The following is a 16,320-nucleotide window of genomic DNA, read 5'->3' as shown; positions in this document are numbered from 1 at the left end:
ATTATTTGACACTTTAAAATCCGTAGGTTTTGCTCTATGTAAAGATAGAATTTAGATTTTTTTACTGTTAAACTATTTATACAATAAATCATCCTGTAGGCTTCACTTCTATGTATAAGACTACCATCCCTTAGTAGATTATAAAAACTTTTCCGTCTACAAACGAATACAAATACTTATAATCGTTTGTGAACGGGTAGGGGGAGACCTATTTCTTTTTTTCGCGAAAGCGCAAAAAAAATCCACCTCATAAGAGCTGGATTTTATATTATCTAAAATGCTGGATTACGTACGGCTAGGAAAGCTTTTAAAGTACACAAACAAATGTTTTCTAAAAAAAGAGAGGTTCCCGTTATCGTACAGCTTTTACCTTAAGCGCTATTGGTTTTAATTTAATAAACCCTACAGCATGAAGCATCTTCATGATGGCATAGGTCACATCAATCTCATACCAATGTACTCCACCAAAATTAGGCCTTGCTGCAAATTTATGGTGATTGTTATGATACCCTTCTCCCATCATTAAAAAATCAAATCGAAAAAGGTTTTTTGAAGTATCTGTTGTCTTAAAATTTGTATACCCTATAATGTGGGCAAACCAGTTGATAATCACGCCATGTACGGGTGCCATAAATAGGGCGATAGGTAGTAAAAGCCACTGCCACCATGCGGTTGCAAATACGGCAAAAAAGGCAATGTACAATGCTCCCCATAAAACTCTAGATAATCGAGAACTTGCAAATGCATCAAAACGTTTCCATTGTGGGATATTTATTTTAAATTTTTTATCTACTTCAATACGATCATTGTTGATATCTTGATAGATATTTTTTGTCTTCCACATCATAGCAAACAGATTTTCATCGTAAGAAGGGGAGTGGGGGTCTTTTTCTGTATCTGTAAATGCATGATGGATTCTATGCATAATGCCATACCCATAAGCACTCAGATAGCTAGGGCCTTGGAAAATCCAAGTTAAAATATAGGTGATTCTTTCGGCAGTTTTTGACATCGTAAATGTTTGATGTGCTGCATACCGATGTAAGAAAAAAGATTGAAAAAATAAGCCGCTATACCAGAGTATAACTACAAAGATGATAATTGTCATTAATTTTTTTTACAAAGTTATCGCTATATCGCAGCGATTACAATGAACCTGCATTAAGAAATACGCTTGCGTATGCGGCTTAATGCCTGTGGCGTGACACCTATGTAGGAGCTTATGTATTTAAGCGGGATCTCCTTAATTAAATGAGGTCGCTCTTTAAAAATACTCAAATAACGCTCCTCTGCACTTTGATCTAAGAGGGATTGTAGGCGCCTTGATTTATCTAGAAATAAATTCTCTGCGGTGAGCCTTCCTATAAGATTGCCAATTTTTGTTTTCTCATACACTTTTTGAAGATCTTCATAGGTGATGCTTAGTAGTTTAATATCTGTCAGTGCTTGGATAGCGTGACTAGAAACGTTACGAGAGAGAAATGAATCGTACGCACTTACAAACTGGTTTTCAAAGCAAAATCCAAAGGTGATTTCTTTATCAGAATCCTCTTTTGGAATATAAAGCCTTACCGTTCCTTCTTGCAAGAAAGAGATATGATCTTCTACAGTTCCTGCTTTTAAAAATATGTTTTTTTTAGAAAAACTACGCGCTACCAGTTTAGAAGAAAATAAATCCCAGTCAGCGTTTGATATTTTTGCAAATTCTTCTATGTATGCACGTATTTCTTTCAATAGAATAGGAGGTGTTTTTTATGGTAATCAAAGATACTGTTAGAAAAAATTGTTTTATAACGAGTAAGAAGACTTTAACAATGATTTTCTACGTATAACCTATAGATGCTGTACAAATTATAGTTAAGAAAAGTAAAAGAAGGCTAGATCTATATCAAAAAAAATCCCACTCATAGTGGGATTTGATATGTACGTATGCAACTATGTACTAGCTTACCGTAACTTCTTCAACTGTAGCATCTACTACGTCTCCTGCATATGCTGCTTTACGATTAACTGTGTTAGAAGCTTTTGCGGTTTCACGATCTAATGCATTTTTAAGGCTGGTTAATCTTTCAGAAACTTGATCTTCTACTTCTGTATAGCTTTCTTTTAAAGTGTCTCCAGCTTTTCTAGCCTTATCTTTAAGTGATGCCTTTTCTTCTGGAGTCATATTTTTATATTTCCAAATTCCAAGAGCACTTGCTGCTACTGCTACTAATCCTAATATTCCTTTTGTGTTATTATTCATGATGTTGTTTTTTTATTTTGATATAAAGATACTGGAAGCGCTTGGTTATTAGTGATTTCAAGGAGCTATTTAGCTATTTATTAATACACAATTGGCAATAAGCTTCTCAATTTTAAGAGTTAGTAAAATTGTTGTGAATAAGCGTTAAAATGGAGGGATTACGCTTTCGCGAAAGCAAAAAAAAAGACATCCTATTATAGAATGTCTTTATATGGTATGTGTAAGCTATTTAATTATGCTACCGCTTCTGTTCTGCTGTAATAGTGTAATACATTTTGATAAAACGTATGATTCTCTGGAGTATCTCTAACACACGACTTTAAGAACTTAGTAAAGTTGGTATATTCAATGCAAACCTCTGCTCCGCGTTCAATCATATCCACACCTAAACAAACTTGTTGATGATCAATATCTAAAACAACTGAAGTCGAATTAAAAAAATGTTTAATGAGGGCAACATGTAGTTGCTTAAAATTTGCCCGACGTTGAAAACGAAAATCTGTCGAATATTCGATTAAGTTATTCAAGCTTTTGATAGTGGTAGAGGTCTGATTCATAGGTGATTTATTTTGGATAAAATTAGAAATCAAGATGTTAACAAAAAACTAAGGAAAACAGTTTTATGTTTTGTTTAACGACCTGAAGCTATTTTCAACTTTTTGTCCGAGAATCAGCTTCTTTTATCTGATGCATGTGTACACGCAACTCCCTTCCAGCATATGATTTTATTTAACTTCATGCCTTTACCTATAAATCTATTAAAAATGAGTACTTTCGCGCTCTGATAAAAGCCCTGATTATGAAACGAATAAATGAATATAAAAAGCTCTTTAACGTAGAAAAAGAGATTGACCTTAAACTACTTAAAAAAAGCTACCGAAACCTTGTCAAAGAGTGGCATCCAGATAAGTTTCAAGATGGCGATGCTAAGCAAGAAGAAGCAGAGATTATGAGCCGCCGTATTATAGATGGATATCACTTTCTAGTGAGTATGGCTCCAGAAACAAAAGCAGCCAATCTTGAGGCATACACAGAAACGATTACAAATGCAGCCATTGCAGATTACCAACATAAAGGTTTATTACTAGAGATAACTTTTACAGATGGAACCACTTACGAATATTTTGGGGTGACTAAGCAGATCTATATTAAGATGATCAATGCAGGGAATCTTAATCGTTTTGCAAAGCGTAACATCTATCCAAAGCATAATTACAGAAAGTCTAAACGTCACTTGCAGGAAGCATAAGATCTCTTGAGTGTCTCAAGACATTCTGTATTCTCATTATAAACAAATTGTAGCAGTATGACCCATACCTTTACCGCATTAGGTGTAATAGATCAAGTACAAGAAGCTTTAAAGACTTTACAAATAACTACCCCTACAAATGTGCAACAGCAGGCCATTCCTGCATTGCTCACCTCTAAAAAAGATGTAGTTACGCTTGCTCAAACAGGTACCGGAAAAACACTTGCTTTTGCAGCTCCTTTATTACAATTAATAGATCGTACTAACCCAACTATACAGGCAGTGATACTAGTTCCTACACGTGAGTTAGGGCAGCAAATCCAGTCTAATATTACTTCCTATACTACACACCTTCCAGAAGTATCTTGTACCGCATTATACGGGGGAGTACCCGTAAAAGATCAAATAGAGCGGCTCAAACAACCTGCACAAATTGTAATTGCAACTCCAGGAAGATTGCTGGATCTTATGGAACGTGAAGCTATAAGCATCTCTCAAGCAAATTATCTAGTGCTAGATGAAGCAGACGAGATGGTATCCTCATTAAAAGAGAGTTTGGACACCATTGTAGCTGCAATGCCTAATAATAGACGTACTTTTCTATTTAGTGCTACCATGCCAGGGGCTATAAAACAGCTCGTACAAAATTACCTAAGTAAAAACCCTCTAGAGATAAGTGCGGAGCGTGAGACCTTAGGTCATCAAAAAATAAATCACGAGTATGTGGTGGTAGAACCTATTGAGAAATTAGATGTGCTTATGCATTTTCTAAACTCAAGAATAGGCCAGCGAGGGATCATCTTCTGTAAGACAAAAGCTGCGGTAAATAAGCTTGCAAAAAATCTTGCCATTCATAAATTCTCATCAGGAGCTTTACATGGAAGTCTTTCTCAAGCTATACGTGATCGTATGATGGGACAATTTAGAGAAGGGCACATTGACATTCTCGTAGCTACAGACCTTGCCGCTCGCGGAATTGATGTTCAAGAAATTGAATATGTTGTAAATTATCACCTTCCAGAGTTTTATGACATGTATGTACATAGAACAGGGCGTACGGCTAGGGCAGGGGCCACAGGTTATGCCCTCACTATATTGCAAGAGGAAGAAGCAGTAGAGATTCCAGAGTTTGAAGATGAGTTAGGAATTTCCTTTTCCGCTTTCGCGAAAGCGAATAAACAACAATTAGAAGATAATAATACTGTATTGTGGGCAAAAAAGGTATTTAAAACAAAACCTAACCGATCATTACCTGAAGAACTTACAGATAAAGTTAAAAACGTTTTTCATCACCTCACCAAAGAAGAATTAATAGATAAACTTCTGGCCGAAAGAGCTGCACAAAAAAGCTTGAATCATCACAATGAGGTCTTATCAAAAAAGAAGAAAAATAAAAAGTAGTTTTTAACTGATACCTGACTTAATCCCTTAGGATGCCTGCATCTGCTAATACATCTAATAATTTTGGGTTTCTAATATAGGAATTAAAGCCGTGGCTGTGTTTGGCTTTTGAAAAATCGTATTCAATAAATTCTATAGTCGGATATACCTTTTTTAAAAATGGAACATCGCATCCATTATGCCCTATGCTTGTTGGGTTAAATTTTAAAGATAGAGGCCCAAACCATTTTTTTAAAATTTTGTCGCTAGCATTTGTTGTGAAGCGTATACTAGATAGTTGTGAGTTCAGTTTTCTATAATTTGAAATTTCTGTAATGGAACTATTTTTATGATCTTGCTTAAAGAAATCAATATTTCCTATTGCTGGTGCTAGAAGAATGGCCGCAATATTATTGTTATTACTTTTAAGCGGTGGTATATTCACAAGTCTATCATCAAGCACTCTGTTTGTTCTACTATAAAAAGTACGACTCCAAGATGGATCACCCATAGCGCTTAAAACAACAGAGGCCCCACGACTATGGGATAATAAAAACACTTTTTTACCATCCATATTATTAAGAAGTGGCCTAAGGCCAAAAAGACCCGCCATTTGACTATATCCCACTGCATTAAACCAGATTTTACCTCTCCCTAATCCATCTGCTACCAAGCCATCCCAATAAAACTCTACAATTTCATCAGTATCACTATCATAATTAATAAGCTCTTTCCAGTTATTAAATGCAATACTAGCGTCTTCTTCATAAGTATTAAAACCATGAATAAATATATATATGTTCGTTTTATCTTGAAGTTTATTTTTAAAGTCTGATAAAAAGCGCTTTCTAAATGTATTAAGTTCAGCTATTTTATCATGATCCTTATAAGCTTTGTATAACGATGTCTCTAATTCATTTTCAGGTATAGTTTCTTTCCAATTGTTAGGGTAATAATCACCATTCATATCTACAAACACCTTCGTGGTATGTGATGGTTCTAATTCTGTAGTATTTATAGGTACTTTGGAAGGTCTATTGTAACTATAACATCCTGTCAAAAATGTCAAAATAAGTAATACAATAATGAAGTTAAAAAGAAGAGATTTGTATATAGTGGATTTACAATTCATATATTTGAGAGTATCGTTATACAGTTTAATGCATGATGTAAACAATTTAATAAATTTATTCTATTTAAAAAGCCCTGCACTTGTATCTAGTGCAGGGCTTTTTAGCTGTTTTAGTTATACTTTTAATGTCTCAGGGCATAACTTGAACCTGACGCTAACTCTTCGAGTGTAGCTCTTAAATTCCATTTTGAAATTTTTGACTTAATCATACGTAGCAGTGCTTTCATAACATGTATTTTTAAAATTTACAATCAGTTAAACCTAGCGCATTCAGACCGTATAAGTCTAGTAGGGTATTAATCGTATCATTGGGCTTCTTTTAGGAAGATATTAACATCTAACTATCAGATATACTGTAAGATAGGAAATAGTTTAGCCTATTTAAAATTTCTGGTTGTGTTTTCGATGTACCGTAAATATTTATCGATAAAAACCTTAATTTCAATACGTTAACTCAATTTTATGTAGAAATCTATGTACACATAGTAGTTATAAATGCAAAAAGGAGCTCATGAGCTCCTTTTTTATACCTTTTATAGACTTGGGTGCCAAGTCTTGCTTTTAAACAAAATAGATGTCTTAAAATACGCTTCCTAAACTTTCGTCAAGGCATCTTCTTCTTCTTCCAAAGTTTCGTTTATAGAATGATGTTGAGGGATATCATCCTTACGTTTAGTAAATTCTTGTACGCGCGTAAGCTCATCTTCCTCTCCAGAAAAATAAGGGAAAACGTCCATTATAGCTGATTCAGAAACAGCGGGAATCGTATATTCACCCATGGTGTCTAGCATAATACTTTCTGTATTTTCAAATGCTTCTTTAACATCATTTGCTTGCACGAGTAAATATTGATTGGTCTTTCGTTCTTTTCCGCTCTCTTCATCAAAGGCAATTAATGAAATTTTAGATTTAAACCATCTATCGGCATTTTCAAAGGGATGTATCTCTGCGAAATTTGCTACTTTTATGTTAGTGATTTTAATTTCTTCACTATCACTTATATAAGAAGCCATTTCTTCTGTAATTCTACTTTCTGCTTCTGTATATGAAATTGCATCTACTAAGAAAGGTTCTGTCTTTACTTTTTGTGTTCCAGAAGCTTCATCAAATTTTCTGTATTTTACTTTACACTCGTACCAAATTGCGCTCATACTATTATTTTTAAGGATGTCAAAAGTAGCGCTTCATAGACCGTTATGTTTTTAAAATTAAAGATAGATATTCACAAATTTACCTCTATAGCACTATCTTTTTTGTTATGAGTCACTTAGTCCTCCAGAAAAAGATTAACGCTATTTTATGTTTTTAAAACAAAATAGCAACCCTAATTAAACTTACCTTCTCGTCTAAATAATCAAAACCAATATTTATGAAAATTGTCGTGCTATCTCAAAACCCTAATCTATATTCTACAAAGCGCTTGATAGAAGCAGGTAAAAAGAAAGGTCATGAGATGCTTATTGTAGATCATACAAAATGTAACCTTGTAATTGAGAAAAAAAACCCAACTATAATTTATAAAGGAAAAGAAATTACTGGTGTCGATGGTGTGATACCTAGAATAGGTGCTTCGGTAACTTTTTTTGGTACCGCAGTAGTAAGGCAGTTTGAAATGATGAAGGTTTTTTCTGCCACAGAGTCACAGGCGTTAGTTCGTTCACGAGATAAGTTACGTAGCTTACAGATTCTATCTAGAGCAGGTTTGGGTCTCCCAAAAACGGTTTTTAGCAACTATTCGAAAGATGTAAGTGAGGTGATAGATGCAGTAGGTGGTGCACCTCTTGTTATCAAACTTTTAGAAGGAACACAGGGCCTTGGTGTCGTATTGGCAGATAATAAAAACTCAGCAGAGTCTATACTTGAAGCCTTTAATGGTCTTAAAGCTAGAGTGATTGCCCAAGAGTTTATAAAAGAAGCTGGCGGCGCAGATATACGCGTCTTTGTCGTAGATGGTGTAGTGGTAGGTGCTATGAAACGCCAAGGCAAAGAAGGCGAATTCAGGTCAAATTTACATAGAGGGGGTAGTGCTAATGTGATAGCACTCACAGATGACGAAGAAAATGCAGCGCTTAAAGCGGCAAAAGCAATGGGGTTAGGTATCGCGGGTGTAGACCTGCTACAATCTTCAAGAGGTCCGCTTATTCTTGAGGTTAATTCTTCTCCAGGTCTCGAAGGAATTGAGGCCGCTACAGGTAAAGATATTGCAAATCATATAATTAGATATGTAGAGCGTAATGCCTAGAATCTATACTTCAAAAAAGGAAAGCCGGATTTCAAATTACTGAAGTACGGCTTTATTTTTGAGCAAAATTATAGCTTAGAGTGAGGTACGCTTTCGCGAAAGCGTACTTAAAATCATGTCCTCGGGTCGCTTCTAAATATTTTAATTAAGTTAAAAATCATAATACAAAAAACCACCCAAATAAATCCTGCAATAAAACCCCCTACAATATCTGAAGGGTAGTGAACGCCTAAATATATTCTACTCACTCCAATACTTAGTATGAGTACTATAAGAAGAGAGATGATGAGTACTTTATAAATTTTACTCATGTTAAATTGAGCTACTAGATAGATCAATAACCCATAAAACGCCATTGATATCATCGCGTGACCACTGGGATAACTTAAGGTTTTTACGGTTACAAGGTGTTCTACAGAAGGTCTTGCTCTATTAATCACTTGCTTTAAAAGGATATTAGAAGATAAAGCGAGAATCATCACAAGCCCTAGCTGAGCGACATATTTCCAGCTTTTAAAAACAAAATAAAAGAGTATTGTACAGATACTAAAAACAATGATGTATCCTGTAACATCACCCAGATCTGTTACAAAGGTAAAATATGTGGTTAGTGGATCAGATCTAAAGCCTTGTACATAATCGCTCACTTGGGTGTCAAAATTCTTTAGGTAGGTAGTTTTTAATGCATCTGTAAGCTCAAGAAACACCTTAATCCCAAAAATTACAATGATAACAGCAATTACAGAAGTAATGATATAGGGCAAATTTCCATCATATCGTTTTAAGATTCTTGCTAGAAATGATTTAAGATACTGTAGTATTTTGAGTAATTGCCTTTGCATTTACGAAGGATTTATTGTTAGATCTTTAATGTTTTTCAAGATACCTCTTTTGCAATTTTTTAAAAGAGAATTACCCCTATTGAAAGATTAATTTAACGTTATTGAGTAAGATATCTATCCAATTGTTAATGTAATACTAATACAAGAAAAATTATGAAATAGAACCGCTACTTTGAAGTCAGTTTCGAGGTACAGAAAAAAAATAATTTTAAAAATAGAGATGATGGCTGATAATTCTAATAAATCTGAATCAAAAAAAATTGATGAGCTCAAAAAATTTCAAGTAGATTATCAAGATCAAGTGATGACAACCAATCAGGGACTTAAGGTAAATGATACAAACAACTCGCTTAAATCTGGTGAAAGAGGTTCTACCTTATTAGAAGACTTTTTATTACGAGAGAAAATATCACATTTTGATCATGAGCGTATTCCAGAAAGAATTGTACATGCGCGTGGAAGTGGTGCTCACGGTTATTTTGAACTCTACGACAGTATCGAGGAATATAGTAAAGCTGGTATTTTTACAGATACGAAAAGAAAAACACCAGTTTTTGTTCGCTTTTCTACAGTAGCCGGGTCTAAAGGTTCTCCAGACCTTGCTCGTGATGTAAGAGGTTTTGCAGTAAAATTCTATACAGAAGAAGGAACTTGGGATCTAGTAGGTAATAATATGCCGATATTTTTTATCCAAGATGCCATGAAATTTCCAGATCTCATACATTCTGTAAAACCAGAACCTAATAATGAGATTCCTCAAGCAGCCTCTGCGCACGATACCTTTTATGATTTTGTCTCTAGAACGACAGAGACCTTGCATAATCACATCTGGGCAATGAGTGATAGAGCCATCCCACGTAGTTTACGTATGATGGAAGGATTTGGAATTCACACCTTTCGATTAATAAATAAGGAAGGCAAATCACATTTTGTAAAGTTTCATTGGAAACCTACATTGGGGGTGCATTCTGTAACCTGGGAAGAAGCTGTAAAAATTAATGGAGCAGACGCAGATTTTCATAGGCGTGATTTATGGGAAGCAATCGACGCTGGACATTTTCCAGAATGGGAGCTTGGACTACAAATTATACCAGAAGAAGACGAGCATAAATATGACTTCGATTTACTAGACCCTACAAAACTAATTCCTGAAGAAATGGTACCGGTAAAGATTGTAGGTAAAATGACCTTGAATCGAAATCCTGATAATTTCTTTGCAGAAACTGAGCAAGTCGCTTTTTTACCAGGACATATCGTTCCTGGAATAGATTTTACAAATGACCCATTATTACAAGGTCGTTTATTCTCTTATAGAGATACACAACTATCTCGTTTAGGTAGTACTAACTTCCATCAAATTCCAATCAATAAACCTATCGTCCCGGTACACAATTATCAAAGGGATGGGCATATGCAAATGGATATTCCTAAGGGTAGAGGAGCGTATTTTCCAAATTCACTAATGGGGAGTTGTCCTCACCTTGCCAAAATGGCTGAGGGTGGATTTACGCATTATGAAGAGCGTATAGATGCTAAGAAAATTAGAGGTAGAAGTAAAAGCTTTAGTGATCACTTCTCACAACCTGCATTATTCTACAGAAGCCTTTCTGATTGGGAAAAAGAACATGTAATAGGCGCGTATTCATTTGAACTAGGAAAATGTACTCAAAAGTATATCATTGAGCGCATGTTATTTATGATCTCGCAAATTGATGAAGACTTAGCTCAAAAAGTTAGCGACAATTTAGGTATAGATGTTCCAAGCTCAGTAGGAAAACCTTTAAATCAAGCTATTGGTGCAGATGATACAGGAGATAAGCACCAGCCAGAAGCTAAGAAAAACTATTTAGAGCAAGATCCTAATTTGAGTCAGTCTAACACCAAATTTGACAGCATTGCTACGAGACAAATTGCAATATTGGTTGCCAATGGTTTTGATATGGACTCCTTCAAAAAAATGAAAGACGCTTTAGAAGATAAGGATGCTATGGTAAAACTTATTGCACCCACAGGAGGAACAGTGACGTGTAGTGAGGGTATGGATCACGAGGTAGATGCAGCAATAAGTACTACAGAGAGTGTTCTTTTCGACGCTATCTATATTCCTGGTGGTGAAAAATCTATAGCTACTTTAAAAGAGGAAGGGAAATACATAAAATTTATTAATGAAACGTTTAAACACTGTAAAGCTATAGCAGTAGATGGAGAGGGAGAAGCACTCTTAGACGGCTCATTTGTGGCAGATTATAAAAAGGATGCGGCGGTTCATATTAATGATACCCCTTCAAAGTTTATAGATAGTATCGCAAAACATCGTAATTGGGAACGTAGATCAATTACAAGTAAAGTACCTGTGTAGATAGAGGTATTTAATTTATAATAGCCATCCTTTGGGTGGCTATTTTTCGTTTTGGTTGCCCCTAAGAAAATGTAAGGTTAAGAAGGGTTGTACGTCCAAATAAAAGATTTATCAAATTAAAGAAAACTCAATTTGAACACACATAAAGAAATTAAATATTCACTATTAGATCTCGCATTGGTTTCTGAAGGTAAAAGTGTAAAACAAACCTTTGAAGGAACCCTAGCGCTTGCACAACACGTGGAAGCATTGGGTTACTCAAGATATTGGCTAGCAGAGCACCACAATGCGATAAATATTGCCAGTAGTGCTACTAGTATTTTGATGGGATATCTTGCAGCGGGGACTAATACGTTAAAGATAGGCTCAGGTGGTATTATGTTGCCCAATCATTCTCCTCTTATTGTAGCTGAACAATTTGGTACACTAGCATCCATATACCCAGGTAGAATTGATTTGGGACTAGGTAGAGCTCCAGGTACAGATAGAGCCACGGCCCAGGCCATACGCTCAGATTTTATGACTGCAGCACACTCATTTCCTAGTGAAATTGAGAAAATACAGCGTTATTTCTCTACAGAAAATGCAAGTGCTACTGTTCGGGCCACTGTGGCAGAAGGGGTAGAGGTACCAATATATATATTGGGCTCAAGCACAGATAGCGCACATTTATCAGCAGCAAAAGGTTTACCCTATGCATTTGCAAGTCATTTTGCAACCACTCATCTGCACGATGCCATTCAAATATATCGAAACGAATTTGTTCCTTCGGCGGCACTAGAGAAACCATACGTTATGGCAGGTATCAATGTCATACTAGCTGAAACAGAAGCAAAAGCACAGCAACTGTATACATCCCTATTAAAGCTAATTGTTGGGATTCTTACCGGTAAACGTAATTTTGTCCAGCCTCCTGCAGCTATGGATCAGGAGTTGAAAGAATTACTTAAACATCCACAAGTAGCACAAATGCTGCGTTATTCCTTTGTGGGAACTAAAGAGAGTGTAGCCCCACAACTGCATCAATTTATCCAAGATACCCAAGTAGATGAACTTATTGCAGTTACAAATATCTACGATACCGAAGATAGAAAGAAGTCATATGCTGATTTTGCAGCATTGATTAATGCATATAACAAACAAGGTAAAACTGAAATGGCAGCAATATAAGTAGTGAGAACATAGACGAAAAGAACTAGTGTCCAGTTTTAGCTGGGCATTTTTTGCTTTCGCGAAAGCGTTTGTAGAAAATTTCTATTTTTTAGGGTCAGTAGTAAATATTATCTTAATTTCACCCGCTACAATGGTGATGATAATTTCACAATATAAAACTATAGGTACCTATGAAAAATCTTTTAGTATGTTTTACAGTGCTATTCTTAATAAGCTGTACTTCTGATGATGAATTATCCAACACACTAAATATCAACCTTAACCTGGAACGCGTTGTAGATAATATGGATCCATATACACTCTCGGATTTTAAGTATGCATTGTATGAAACTAAAGAAGATTATATAAATGAAGTGAACCCTATAGACAGCGGCTCTTTTGACGCAACAGGCACGCTTACAATTACAGAAAACTTGGTGTTTAAAAAATATTACATCGATATTTATACAGATGATAAATTTTTAAGCAATTGGTATCCTTCTGATCTTGATGTGGATGGGTCTAACATTATTATTTCGCCAGACTCTAGAAACAATGTCCCTTTTGATGAGATTTACATTTATAATCATAGAAGAATGGTGGGAGAATGGGAGTTTTTATATTATGACTTCGTGAATACAAACCTGCCAGAGAGAGCGACACCTCAAAGGCTAACCATTAGAAAAGATTTTACAGCCACTTCTTATGAGACTTTTGAGAATATTGATTTCAATTTACAATTGGATTTCAGCGTGGAACCAGTGCAATTAGTTTCAATTACTCCTAGTCAAGATTCTTACCCTAATCCAAATACAGGATCTGGACTTGACATGTATTTTTATATGGACGATGTAGATAATGATTTGCTAGGATTTAGAAACTATACCGGTGATGATGTAATGTACGGAAGGAATTAGAACCTTCTATAAAAGTTGTATATTCCTATTATCAGAGGTTGGCATAGGTCTTAAAAGTTCATATTTAAGTGACCTCAATTATTTTATCATGGCTATAATAAAAGTATCACAAATGAAATGCTGATAATTTAACAAATCACCTTCTTTATTGAATAATTCTCTCTTATTTAATTTTAATATTGCTTTTATTTAGATTATTGCGTTATATTTAAGGAAATAATTATTAATTCTTTAAATATAAGCAATGAAAAATTACTCCCCTACAAAAGTAATCTTATGGCTTTGTGCCTCAATTTTACTTTGCAATGTGACACTTTATGGTCAACAAATCATCGACACAAGTATTAACGTAAACGGTGTCAATAGGCAGTATCGTCTTTACGTCCCACAAAGTTATAATGCAAGTGCACCTGTGCCTCTTATTTTAAATTTTCACGGATTTACAAATAATATTAGTACACAGTACAATCAAAGTGATTTCACCCAATTAGCAGAGGCTAATCAATTTATCTTTGTAACTCCACAAGGACTCGGCGGATTTTTCTCTGGCTGGGCTATTAATAATTCCTTTGGAGGAAATAACGATGATCTCGGTTTTACAGACGCCCTTATCGATAAAATCAAAGAAGAATATTCCATTAACGATAAGCGTATTTATGCTACAGGATTCTCAAATGGCGGTTTCTTTAGTTATCGACTGGCCTGTGAATTAAGTAATAGAATTGCCGCGGTTGCTTCTGTAGCTGGAAGTATGACTAGAAGTTGGATTACCACTAATCAATGTCAACCACAACATCCTACAGCTGTCCTTCAAATTACTGGAACTAACGATAATGTCATTTCAATTAACGGAAATGCTACAAATGAACCTATAAGAGGGGTTATGGAATACTGGTCGGCTAGTAATAATGGAGCTATAAATCCAGATATAATTGATTTGGGAAGCGGCTCTACAAGATCTATATGGCGTAATGGGGATAATGGTGTAACCGCAGAGTTTATAAAAGTACAGGGCAAAGGACATAGCTGGAATGGTGGAAATGTAAATACTTCTCAAGAAGTTTGGAATTTCTTTTCCCGCTTTGACATTGATGGAGAGATAAATAGTACACCTCCTGTAGAAACAGACTGTATCACAACAGTGGGTACTTTTCCATATGCCGAGAGTTTTGAAACCAATTTTGGCCAATGGACTAATACTAGTACAGGAGACGATATTAATTGGTCTCGAGATAGTAGTGGAACGCCTTCTTCACAAACAGGACCCAGTACTGCAGTAGACGGTAATGTATATCTCTACGTAGAGGCTTCTGGAAATGGGACAGGTTTTCCTAATAAAAAAGCCATACTCAATAGTCCATGTCTTGATTTTACAAATCTTAATGAACCAAGTCTTTCCTTCCAATCTCATATGTATGGGAGCACTATTAACAATTTGATCGTTGAAGTACGCACAAATAATGAGGGAAATTGGACAACCGTTTTTAGTAAAAGTGGAAATCAGGGAAATGCATGGGTACAGGAAAGCATAGATTTGTCTATCTATGCAGGTATATCTAGTGTACAGTTAAGGTATATCGCTACTACAGGTAATGGAACCTCTGGATGGCAGAGCGACATTGCCATAGACGCCATCTCCATACAAAATGGATTAGATGATACAGACCCTCCAGGGTGTGCTACCTTAAATTTTAATGACTTTGCAATAGCTAGTTTTTCTAATCAGGATGCTGCTGGGACGTTTTCTACAGGAAATAATGGTGCGTCTTTGTCACTAACAAATAACACTTGGAAAACAATAGCATTAGATTATAATATAACCTCTCAAACAGTTCTTGAGTTTGATTTCAGCAGTTCTTCAGAAGGAGAAATTCACGGTATAGGATTTGAAACTAACAATACCTTAACTTCCTCACGTTATTTTAAAGTGCACGGAACACAAAATTATGGTGTGACAAACTATAATACCTACGCAGGCGGAACTACAACATACGTAATTCCTGTGGGTAGTTTTTACACAGGACCTGCAAACCAACTCGTATTTATTAACGATAATGATGGTGGTTTTGGAAACACCTCTACCTTTTCTAATGTAAAAATATACGAAGGCAGTTGCGGTAGCACACGTATGGCCATACGTGCAAGAACTGAGGTGGTTGCGGCAGTCATAGGTACAGAAGACGAAGTGAATAGTGCTATGGTGAGTGTGTATCCCAATCCCACAAGGAACCAATTTTCTATTGCAATTCCGTTGGAGAGCTCAAAAACAGCTACAGTACGTATTTACAATACATTGGGTCAAGAAGTTTACAAGGGTATATTACAGCCTGGAAATACGCTCTTAAACACTCAAGAAATAAAGATGAGTGCTGGGATGTATGTTCTAGAAATAAACCTCGAAAAGAATATTTCGAGACACAAGTTAATTGTTAATTAAAAAATATTAATTCTTTACAAATTAAAAGTGCTCAGTTTTTAGCTGGGCACTTTTTGCTTTCGTAAAAGCTTAGTCACACGCCTTGTTTGCTGTATAAGTCTCCTGATCAAATATTTTACAAGGCTTATTTATAGTTAAAATGTGATTATATAAGCAACATATCCAATGTATAACTAAGTATTTGCTGTAGGTAGAAGTACCTGCACCTTATTAAATTTATCGTATGCTATACATGAGTTACTATTTAGTCTAACTCCAGCACAGTTAAAAAAATACGATCTCACAATGACTCTTTAGGGAAACGCCGCGTATAATGTTGCAATGCTAAATAATTGTAGGGTTCTAAATGTAACATCAACAAAATG

The 16,320-nt window shown here is 35.4% G+C and carries 14 protein-coding genes; 7 read left to right on the top strand and 7 right to left on the bottom strand.

Annotation, left to right across the window (positions count from 1 at the left end):
• Positions 1 to 352: 352 nt before the first annotated feature.
• The 4 genes from OD90_RS02675 to OD90_RS02660 all read right to left on the bottom strand — a co-directional run bounded on the left by OD90_RS02675 (position 353) and on the right by OD90_RS02660 (position 2,802).
• Positions 353 to 1,108 carry an acyl-CoA desaturase gene (locus tag OD90_RS02675; protein WP_144666189.1) on the bottom strand — a complete coding sequence of 252 codons (756 nt, stop codon included), beginning with the start codon at positions 1,106 to 1,108 and terminating at the stop codon, positions 353 to 355.
• 53 nt (positions 1,109 to 1,161) lie between these two features.
• Entirely contained in the window at positions 1,162 to 1,734 is a 573-nt protein-coding gene (locus OD90_RS02670; RefSeq protein WP_144666186.1) for a Crp/Fnr family transcriptional regulator, read from the bottom strand.
• Between the two features lie 208 nt (positions 1,735 to 1,942).
• A complete protein-coding gene (locus OD90_RS02665; protein ID WP_186434703.1) occupies positions 1,943 to 2,245 on the bottom strand; it encodes a YtxH domain-containing protein in 303 nt (100 codons plus the stop codon).
• A gap of 233 nt (positions 2,246 to 2,478) precedes the next feature.
• Positions 2,479 to 2,802 (bottom strand): hypothetical protein, encoded by a 324-nt coding sequence (locus OD90_RS02660; RefSeq protein WP_144666183.1) that lies wholly within the window; start codon positions 2,800 to 2,802, stop codon positions 2,479 to 2,481.
• A 242-nt stretch (positions 2,803 to 3,044) separates the two neighbouring features.
• Between OD90_RS02660 and OD90_RS02655 the strand changes: the two genes are divergently transcribed.
• Together OD90_RS02655 and OD90_RS02650 are read left to right on the top strand one after the other, a co-directional pair.
• Entirely contained in the window at positions 3,045 to 3,494 is a 450-nt protein-coding gene (locus tag OD90_RS02655) for a KTSC domain-containing protein (RefSeq protein ID WP_144666180.1), read from the top strand.
• Positions 3,495 to 3,551: 57 nt separating this feature from the next.
• Positions 3,552 to 4,895, top strand: coding sequence for a DEAD/DEAH box helicase (locus OD90_RS02650; RefSeq protein ID WP_144666177.1), 1,344 nt, complete (start codon positions 3,552 to 3,554; stop codon positions 4,893 to 4,895).
• 19 nt (positions 4,896 to 4,914) lie between these two features.
• Here the strand turns inward: OD90_RS02650 and OD90_RS02645 are convergent, their stop codons facing one another.
• Together OD90_RS02645 and OD90_RS02640 are read right to left on the bottom strand one after the other, a co-directional pair.
• Entirely contained in the window at positions 4,915 to 6,006 is a 1,092-nt protein-coding gene (locus OD90_RS02645) for an alpha/beta hydrolase (protein ID WP_144666174.1), read from the bottom strand.
• Between the two features lie 593 nt (positions 6,007 to 6,599).
• Positions 6,600 to 7,157 carry a DUF4494 domain-containing protein gene (locus OD90_RS02640; protein ID WP_144666171.1) on the bottom strand — a complete coding sequence of 186 codons (558 nt, stop codon included), beginning with the start codon at positions 7,155 to 7,157 and terminating at the stop codon, positions 6,600 to 6,602.
• A 218-nt stretch (positions 7,158 to 7,375) separates the two neighbouring features.
• Here OD90_RS02640 and rimK point away from each other — a divergent pair, with 218 nt between their 5' ends.
• Positions 7,376 to 8,248: a 30S ribosomal protein S6--L-glutamate ligase gene (gene rimK, locus OD90_RS02635; RefSeq protein ID WP_144666168.1), complete on the top strand. Its 873-nt coding sequence runs from the start codon at positions 7,376 to 7,378 to the stop codon at positions 8,246 to 8,248.
• A 113-nt stretch (positions 8,249 to 8,361) separates the two neighbouring features.
• On the opposite strand, the gene OD90_RS02630 is transcribed toward rimK, so the two are convergent.
• Positions 8,362 to 9,090 (bottom strand): phosphatase PAP2 family protein, encoded by a 729-nt coding sequence (locus OD90_RS02630; RefSeq protein ID WP_144666165.1) that lies wholly within the window; start codon positions 9,088 to 9,090, stop codon positions 8,362 to 8,364.
• 220 nt (positions 9,091 to 9,310) lie between these two features.
• Here OD90_RS02630 and OD90_RS02625 point away from each other — a divergent pair, with 220 nt between their 5' ends.
• From OD90_RS02625 to OD90_RS02610, 4 genes are all read left to right on the top strand, one after another.
• Positions 9,311 to 11,449: a catalase gene (locus OD90_RS02625; RefSeq protein ID WP_409994631.1), complete on the top strand. Its 2,139-nt coding sequence runs from the start codon at positions 9,311 to 9,313 to the stop codon at positions 11,447 to 11,449.
• A gap of 132 nt (positions 11,450 to 11,581) precedes the next feature.
• Positions 11,582 to 12,619 carry an LLM class flavin-dependent oxidoreductase gene (locus OD90_RS02620; protein ID WP_144666162.1) on the top strand — a complete coding sequence of 346 codons (1,038 nt, stop codon included), beginning with the start codon at positions 11,582 to 11,584 and terminating at the stop codon, positions 12,617 to 12,619.
• Between the two features lie 173 nt (positions 12,620 to 12,792).
• Positions 12,793 to 13,518: a hypothetical protein gene (locus OD90_RS02615; RefSeq protein ID WP_144666160.1), complete on the top strand. Its 726-nt coding sequence runs from the start codon at positions 12,793 to 12,795 to the stop codon at positions 13,516 to 13,518.
• Between the two features lie 244 nt (positions 13,519 to 13,762).
• The gene (locus OD90_RS02610) at positions 13,763 to 15,955 is read left to right on the top strand and encodes a T9SS type A sorting domain-containing protein (RefSeq protein WP_144666157.1); all 2,193 of its coding nucleotides are present in this window, start codon (positions 13,763 to 13,765) and stop codon (positions 15,953 to 15,955) included.
• The last annotated feature ends 365 nt before the right edge of the window (positions 15,956 to 16,320 follow it).

Source organism: Dokdonia sp. Hel_I_53 (assembly GCF_007827465.1).
In the GTDB taxonomy this organism is placed as follows: Bacteria; Bacteroidota; Bacteroidia; order Flavobacteriales; family Flavobacteriaceae; genus Dokdonia.
This window is presented reverse-complemented; position numbering and strand designations above follow the sequence as displayed.

Excerpts from the sequence above, each read along its gene's own strand:
- OD90_RS02675 (WP_144666189.1), bottom strand. The coding sequence starts at position 1,108 with ATGACAATTATCATCTTTGTAGTTATACTCTGGTATAGCGGCTTATTT.
- OD90_RS02665 (WP_186434703.1), bottom strand. The coding sequence starts at position 2,245 with ATGAATAATAACACAAAAGGAATATTAGGATTAGTAGCAGTAGCAGCA.
- OD90_RS02660 (WP_144666183.1), bottom strand. The coding sequence starts at position 2,802 with ATGAATCAGACCTCTACCACTATCAAAAGCTTGAATAACTTAATCGAA.
- OD90_RS02655 (WP_144666180.1), top strand. The coding sequence starts at position 3,045 with ATGAAACGAATAAATGAATATAAAAAGCTCTTTAACGTAGAAAAAGAG.
- OD90_RS02650 (WP_144666177.1), top strand. The coding sequence starts at position 3,552 with ATGACCCATACCTTTACCGCATTAGGTGTAATAGATCAAGTACAAGAA.
- OD90_RS02645 (WP_144666174.1), bottom strand. The coding sequence starts at position 6,006 with ATGAATTGTAAATCCACTATATACAAATCTCTTCTTTTTAACTTCATT.
- OD90_RS02640 (WP_144666171.1), bottom strand. The coding sequence starts at position 7,157 with ATGAGCGCAATTTGGTACGAGTGTAAAGTAAAATACAGAAAATTTGAT.
- rimK (WP_144666168.1), top strand. The coding sequence starts at position 7,376 with ATGAAAATTGTCGTGCTATCTCAAAACCCTAATCTATATTCTACAAAG.
- OD90_RS02630 (WP_144666165.1), bottom strand. The coding sequence starts at position 9,090 with ATGCAAAGGCAATTACTCAAAATACTACAGTATCTTAAATCATTTCTA.
- OD90_RS02625 (WP_409994631.1), top strand. The coding sequence starts at position 9,311 with ATGATGGCTGATAATTCTAATAAATCTGAATCAAAAAAAATTGATGAG.
- OD90_RS02615 (WP_144666160.1), top strand. The coding sequence starts at position 12,793 with ATGAAAAATCTTTTAGTATGTTTTACAGTGCTATTCTTAATAAGCTGT.
- OD90_RS02610 (WP_144666157.1), top strand. The coding sequence starts at position 13,763 with ATGAAAAATTACTCCCCTACAAAAGTAATCTTATGGCTTTGTGCCTCA.